This is a genomic window from Achromobacter sp. SIMBA_011 (assembly GCF_046535435.1).
In the GTDB taxonomy this organism is placed as follows: domain Bacteria; phylum Pseudomonadota; class Gammaproteobacteria; order Burkholderiales; family Burkholderiaceae_B; genus Achromobacter; species Achromobacter dolens.
This window is the reverse complement of the sequence record NZ_JAWRWN010001211.1, coordinates 1-236: the sequence shown is the minus strand read 5'-3', so window position 1 is coordinate 236 and position 236 is coordinate 1. Positions and strand designations below refer to the sequence as shown.

Below are 236 nucleotides of genomic sequence, written 5' to 3'. Positions count from 1 at the left end.
GAAAACGATGGCCGGTTCGCCGGGCGGATTGCCGCACCGTGGTCCGGTCCGTTATCTGGTCTGGTATTCGTATTCTGTCTGAGGGAATTGTACTCGGGCGCGGTGCAATCGGCTCCGGAACTCGACGACGCCGGACGCGAGGTCGACGCGCGTGTGCAAGCCGCCGCGCTCAATGCGCGCTTTGGAGAGCCGATGCGCCGTTGAGCGGCGCATCGCGACGACCGAAACCAGGTGGC

At 65.3% G+C, this 236-nt stretch carries 1 protein-coding gene; it reads left to right on the top strand.

Annotated features, from left to right (window positions below; all coding sequences use genetic code 11):
- A partial coding sequence (locus SB816_RS34905) for a hypothetical protein (protein ID WP_410548613.1) occupies positions 1 to 204 on the top strand: 204 nt, incomplete at its 5' end.
- Positions 205 to 236 lie beyond the last annotated feature (32 nt).